Raw genomic sequence first — 278 nt, forward strand, 5'->3', positions numbered from 1 at the left:
CGGTTTTTCGAAGTCGTAGTCGCGGCGGGTGGTGCGGCTGGTGCGGGTTTCCAGGCGCAGGTCGAAGCGCTTGATCACCGGGTTGCTGGCGACCATGCCGGAGTCCTGCTGATAGGCCACCGGCGCCCGTTTCTTGAACACCGTCTGGTCGTCGCCGAACACCAGTTTGTGGCCCGTGGCGCTGTGCTGGAAGTGGTAGTGAATGCCTTCTTCTTCGCACAGGCGCTGGATGAAATGCAGGTCCGATTCGTCGTATTGCACGCAGTAAATGCGGTCGG

General features: G+C 61.2%; 1 protein-coding gene. It reads right to left on the reverse strand.

All coding sequences use genetic code 11. The features are described from left to right. Positions 1 to 278 (reverse strand): contractile injection system protein, VgrG/Pvc8 family (locus L6D74_RS29920; RefSeq protein WP_248285468.1); only part of this gene is annotated, 278 nt, incomplete at both ends.

Source organism: Pseudomonas pharyngis, assembly GCF_021602345.1.
GTDB classification, from domain to species: domain Bacteria; phylum Pseudomonadota; class Gammaproteobacteria; order Pseudomonadales; family Pseudomonadaceae; genus Aquipseudomonas; species Aquipseudomonas pharyngis.